This window comes from Kitasatospora sp. NPDC057198, assembly GCF_042670125.1.
Taxonomy (GTDB): domain Bacteria; phylum Actinomycetota; class Actinomycetes; order Streptomycetales; family Streptomycetaceae; genus Kitasatospora.
The window spans coordinates 1-5,236 of the sequence record NZ_JBHUWH010000516.1 but is presented as its reverse complement, the minus strand read 5'-3'; the positions used below and the strand labels follow the sequence as shown (position 1 = coordinate 5,236).

The following is a 5,236-nucleotide window of genomic DNA, read 5'->3' as shown; positions in this document are numbered from 1 at the left end:
CGACGACGATCTTGGCGGAGGTGGTGGCGCGGCTGGGGGCGGCCGCGTTAGAGCTTGCGAAGTCCACTGAGGACCCTTTCGAGCAGCGTGACGTCGGGCTGGTTGCCGGATTCGCCGCCGGCTGCGGGCTGGTGGATGGCGACCAGGCCGGCCTCGGCCAGGTCCGCCACGAGGATGCGGGCCACTCCCAGCGGGAGGCCGAGCAGCGCGGAGATCTCGGCCACCGACTTCACGTCGGAGGCGCACAGGGCGCAGATCTGCTGGTGCTCGGGCAGCAGGGTGGCCATCCGGGCCTGGTCGACCGCGGCGGAGACCAGGGCCTCCAGCGCGAGTTCGTAGCGCGGCCGGGTGCGTCCGCCGGTCATCGCGAAGGGGCGGATCAGCGGGCCGGCGTCCTCCTCCTCGTCGGCGTACTCCTCGACGTGGCCGGGCTGCTGCTCCTCGTACCGGTGCGGCAGCGCGGGATCGGGGAAGGCGTGCTGGCCGGGGTGGGCCTGCTGGCCGGGGTGGGCCTGGCCGTATCCGTCCTGCTGCTGGTACCAGCGCGGGTCGGACTGCGGGGGCAGGTACGACTGGCCACCGTTGAACTGCGGCGCGTACTGCTGCTGCTGACCGTGGCCGACGCCGGGAACCCCGAAAGCGTCGTGGCCGGAGCCCGCGTACGGGGCGCCGTACTGGCCACTGTGGTCGGGCGGTGTCACGGTTCATCTCCTCAAAGGGTGCGGCGGTGCGTTGCTGGCCGCGTCGCCGGGGAGCGCCGTGGCCGGTGGTGCGAAGGCCGTACAACGCCCGGTCCCGAGGCCGCCGAAGCGACCTCGGGACGGGCAATGAGGTCTTTCGAATACCAGGACGGTATCCGACGAACCGTCAGTGCAGGAGACTGCCCTGGAGTTCGGCCCGCAGAGCGGGCGTCAGGACCGCGCCGGCGCGGTCCACGAGGAGGGCCATCTCGTAGCCGACCAGACCGATGTCGGAGTCCGGCGAGGCGAGCACCGCGAGCGCGGAGCCGTCGCTGACGGCCATCAGGAACAGGAAGCCCCGTTCCATCTCGACCACGGTCTGGGTCACGTCGCCGCCCTCGAAGATGCGGCTCGCACCCGAGGTCAGCGAGGTCAGTCCGGAGGCGACGGCGGCCAGCTGGTCGGCACGGTCCCGGGGGAAGCCCTCGGACATGCACAGCAGGAGACCGTCGGCGGAGACCACCACGGTGTGGGACACCCCGGGGGTGTTGTCCACGAAATTGGTGATCAGCCAGTTCAGGTTCTGTGCGGCCTGGCTCATCTGGGTCAACTCAACGCTCCTGCTGGTTCGAGCCGCCGAAGAGATCGGTGCTGCTGTTGTGCGGTCCATCACCGTACGCCCCCTGGTCGGGGTCGATCCGGAAGCTGCCGGTGGCACCGGGGTCGCCGCCGGCCTGGCGGCCCTGCTCGACGCCGCGGCGCAGGTTGGTCAGGCGGCCGCGGACCTCGTTCGGGTCGCGGGAGACCTGGGGGCCTTCCTGCGGGGTGGTCCGGGCGTTGCCCGGGACCAGGTTCTGGCGGGGCACCCGGCGCGGCAGGCCCGAGGGGGTCGTGCCGGCCGAGGAGGGCTCGCGGAGCTTCTCCGCGCGCTGCCAGTCGCCGTCGTTCGGCGACTCCCACTCGCTGGGCGCCGCGGTCGGACCGGTCGGCCCGTAGCCGCCCAGCGCCGACACGTCGTGGCCGCGCGGCTCCTCCACCGACGCCGAGGTGTCCTTGGCGCCGGTGAACCAGTTCGGGGTCGCGCCGCCCGCGGAGCGGCCCGCACCGCCGCCCGCCAGCTGCTGCCCCGGCCGCCGCTGCGGCAGCGCGCCGCCGGCCGGCTGGGCCGCGGAGCGGGCCGGCGGCAGGGCCGGCAGCTCCTCGGCCGGGTACGGGTGCCCGGCGGGCTCCTCGTAGCCGTAGTCCTGCTGCCCGTAGCCGTCCTGCCCGTAGCCGTCCGGCTGGTACCCGTCCTGCTGGTACCCGTCCGGCCGGTACTGGTCGGCGTACGGCTGCTGGTACTCGTCGCCGTACGGCTGCTCCTGGTAGCCCCCGGCGTACTGCTGCTGCGCGCCGTAGGGCGCCTGCTGCGCGTACTGCTCCGGGGCGTACGGCTCCTCGTCGTACCGCTCGGGCGCGTACTGGTCGTCCGGGCGGTAGCCGTAGGCGTCCTGCGCGGCCTGCTGCGGCTCGAAGGGACGGCCGTAGGCGTCGGTCTCCGGGCGGTACGGGTCGTCCTGCGGGGCGCCGTAGCCGGCCGCGTCCTGCTCCGGGTAGCGGTAGCCGTCCCCGGGGCCGCCGGGCTCGCCGTAGGGCGACTCCAGGACCTCCGCCTCCACCGGCTCCTGGGCGGAGGGGCCGGGGCCGAGCTCCAGGGCGGCCCGGCGGCGCTCCTCCAGGCGCTGGGAGCGCTGCATGGCCTCCAGCGCGGGGGAGAAGCCGTTGCCGGTCACGGCGGCGGCGGCGCCGCGGTCGGCCAGGTGGTCGTCGAAGCCCAGCTCGGCGGCGGTGCGCTCCTGGCCCTCGAACGCCCACTCGGCGTTCGGCTCCTGCTCCGCGAAGATCCGGGAGACGGTGAACTCCTCGGCCTGCGGCTCCGGAGCGGGCGCGTTCAGGTGGGTCAGCTGCTGCGGCAGCATGACCAGCGAGGTGGTGCCGGCCGACTCGCCGGACGGGCGCAGCTGCACGCGGATGTTGTGCCGCTGGGACAGCCGGCCGACCACGAACAGGCCCATCCGGCGGGAGATGGTGGCGTCGACGGTGGGCGGCTCGGCCAGCTTCTCGTTGATCTCGGCGAAGTCCTCGGCGGTCAGGCCGATGCCCTTGTCGTGGATCTCCACCAGCACCCGGCTGTCCGGCAGGCGGGTGGCGTTGACCAGCACCCGGGTCTGCGGGGAGGAGAACGAGGTGGCGTTCTCCAGCAGCTCGGCGAGCAGGTGGACGAGGTCGGTCACGGCGGGGCCGACCACGTCGGCCTCGGGGATGCCGGCCAGTTCGATCCGCTCGTAGTGCTCCACCTCGGAGGCCGCGGCGCGCAGCACGTCGACCAGCGGGACGGGGGTGTTCCAGCGGCGGCCGGGCTCCTCGCCCGCGAGGACGAGGAGGTTCTCGCCGTTGCGGCGCATGCGGGTCGCCAGGTGGTCCAGCTTGAAGAGGTTCTCCAGCTGGTCCGGGTCGGCCTCGTTGTTCTCCAGGTCGGTGATCAGCGCCAGCTGGCGCTGGATCAGGCCCTGGCTGCGGCGCGAGAGGTTGGTGAAGATCGCGTTGACGTTGCCCCGCAGCAGCGCCTGCTCGGCGGCGAGCGAGACGGCCTGCTGGTGGACCTGGTCGAAGGCGCGGGCGACCTCGCCGATCTCGTCCCGGCCGTGCAGCGGGATCGGGCTGACCGAGGTGTCGACCCGCTCCGGGTCGGTCTTGGAGAGCTTGTCGACCAGCTCCGGCAGGCGGTGGTTGGCGATGTCGAGCGCGGCGGTGTTCAGGGTCCGCATGCCGAGGATCATCGAGCGGGCGATGTAGCCGGTGAGCAGACCGGCCAGCACCAGCGAGGCGATCACGATCAGCGAGTTGAGCACCCAGTCGGTGAAGGCCCGGTCCTTGATGCCCTGGGCCTCGCTGACGACCTGGCCGAGCAGGTCGGTCTCGGCGGCGCGCAGCGCGTTCATGTGGCTCTTGGTGGCCTGGTCCCACAGCGGGCGGGTCAGACCGTCCTTGCCGACCTGGTCGATGATGGCGGCGGCGTGGTCGCCGCCGGCCGAGGTGCTGGACAGCTGGCCGGCGTAGGACATGCCGACCGCGAGCAGGGCCTGCATGGTGGGCAGGGTGCTGCCGTCGGGCATCCGCAGCGGCAGGCGCTGGTCGGCGGTGGCCTGGTCGACCAGGGCGTCCGAGTAGACCTTGATCTCGGCGTCGCCGGAGGCGGTGTTGAACTCGCTGAGCGCGGTCTGCTCCAGGCGGGAGGCGACCATCAGCGACTGGATCAGGTCGTCGCCCTCGTGGCCGTCCACGCCGCCGACGCCGAGGCCGACCAGCAGGTTGAGCATCAGCGCGCGCTGGGTGGAGGCGGACGCCTTGGCCAGCGACATCGCGTAGATCGCGCGGCCCTTGGAGGTGACGTTGGTCGAGCCGAAGCCGACCGAGTTGTCGATCGCCAGCAGCGGCGCGTACATCAGCGAGTAGGCGTTGGCGGTCGCGGTCGCGAACAGCTCCGGCTTGTAGGCGTTCTCGCGCAGGTGCGGCAGGTACGCCGCGGCCTGCTGGAACTGCGCGTTCCGGCGCTGCATGGTGGGGTCGTCCTTGATCTCGGCGAAGGCCGAGTCGTATGCCCGACGGGCCTCGTCGGTCCGGTCGCGGAGCTTCTTCACCTCGCTCTGGTCGCTGTCCCCGGCCAGCAGCGGCACCAGGGTCTCGTCGCGCTCCTGCTCCAGGGCGTCGGCGAGCTTGGTGGCGGCGCTGGCCAGGTTGGCGATTCGCACCGCGCGGTCGGCCTGGTTGTAGTCGTCCAGCGAGGTGTTGACGCGCAGGCCGCCGAAGACCAGGGCGATGACGACCGGGATGACCAGGATGGCCACCAGGCGGACCGGCACGCGCCAGTTCAGCGGGAGGAGGAAGTCGTACCGGCCGCCGCGGCGCGGGGCCTGCTCGGCGCTCGCGGGCCGGGCGGCGGGCTCGGCGGCGCCGGCGGCGGCGGTGCGGGGCTGCTCGGGGCGGTCACGGCCCTCGGTCGCGGTGAACGCGGAGAACTGACCGGTGTTCGGGCCGCTACCCGGGTCCTGCTGGCGGGGCTCGGAGCGCCGCTGAGGGGTGACTGGCTGCTTACGCCTCACTCGACAACAACCTCTCGACCGACTGGCGGCCATGGATCTATCCGGCGGCTACCCCCCGACGGGCCGCGACCCGCGTGGGTCCTACGGGGTAGCTGGAATTCCAACACGAGCGGGTGGACCGGACAAACGGCCCCTCCGGCCCGTGCGCCGGGGGTGGAAAACGGACATAAAGGGGTGAACTCCCGCAAAGTTCAAGGTCATTGACGCGCACCGGGTACAGCTGGCTACGCAGTGTCAAACAGCCCCGGTAAATGCCTACCGAACTGTTACCGGGGGGTGCGAACCATCCTTGGACCGCGCCCCCCGGCCAGGTCGGGGCTCACCGCAGTCGGGCGAGCAGGGCGTGTTCGACGAGGGTGATGAGGGCGCTCTTGGCGCTGTCGCGGCGCCGGGCGTCGAGGGTGATGATGGGGA

General features: G+C 72.5%; 3 protein-coding genes and 1 pseudogene. All 4 read right to left on the bottom strand.

What is annotated here, in order from left to right:
* Positions 1-47 precede the first annotated feature (47 nt).
* Positions 48-701, bottom strand: coding sequence for a DUF742 domain-containing protein (locus ACFUEL_RS34470; RefSeq protein ID WP_380241310.1), 654 nt, complete (start codon positions 699-701; stop codon positions 48-50).
* 166 nt (positions 702-867) lie between these two features.
* Positions 868-1,281, bottom strand: a complete 414-nt coding sequence (locus ACFUEL_RS34465) for a roadblock/LC7 domain-containing protein (protein ID WP_014138208.1) — start codon at positions 1,279-1,281, stop codon at positions 868-870.
* A gap of 10 nt (positions 1,282-1,291) precedes the next feature.
* Positions 1,292-4,822, bottom strand: a complete 3,531-nt coding sequence (locus ACFUEL_RS34460) for a nitrate- and nitrite sensing domain-containing protein (RefSeq protein ID WP_380241308.1) — start codon at positions 4,820-4,822, stop codon at positions 1,292-1,294.
* A 319-nt stretch (positions 4,823-5,141) separates the two neighbouring features.
* Positions 5,142-5,236 (bottom strand): annotated as a pseudogene (locus ACFUEL_RS34455) (ATP-binding protein); the annotation flags it as partial.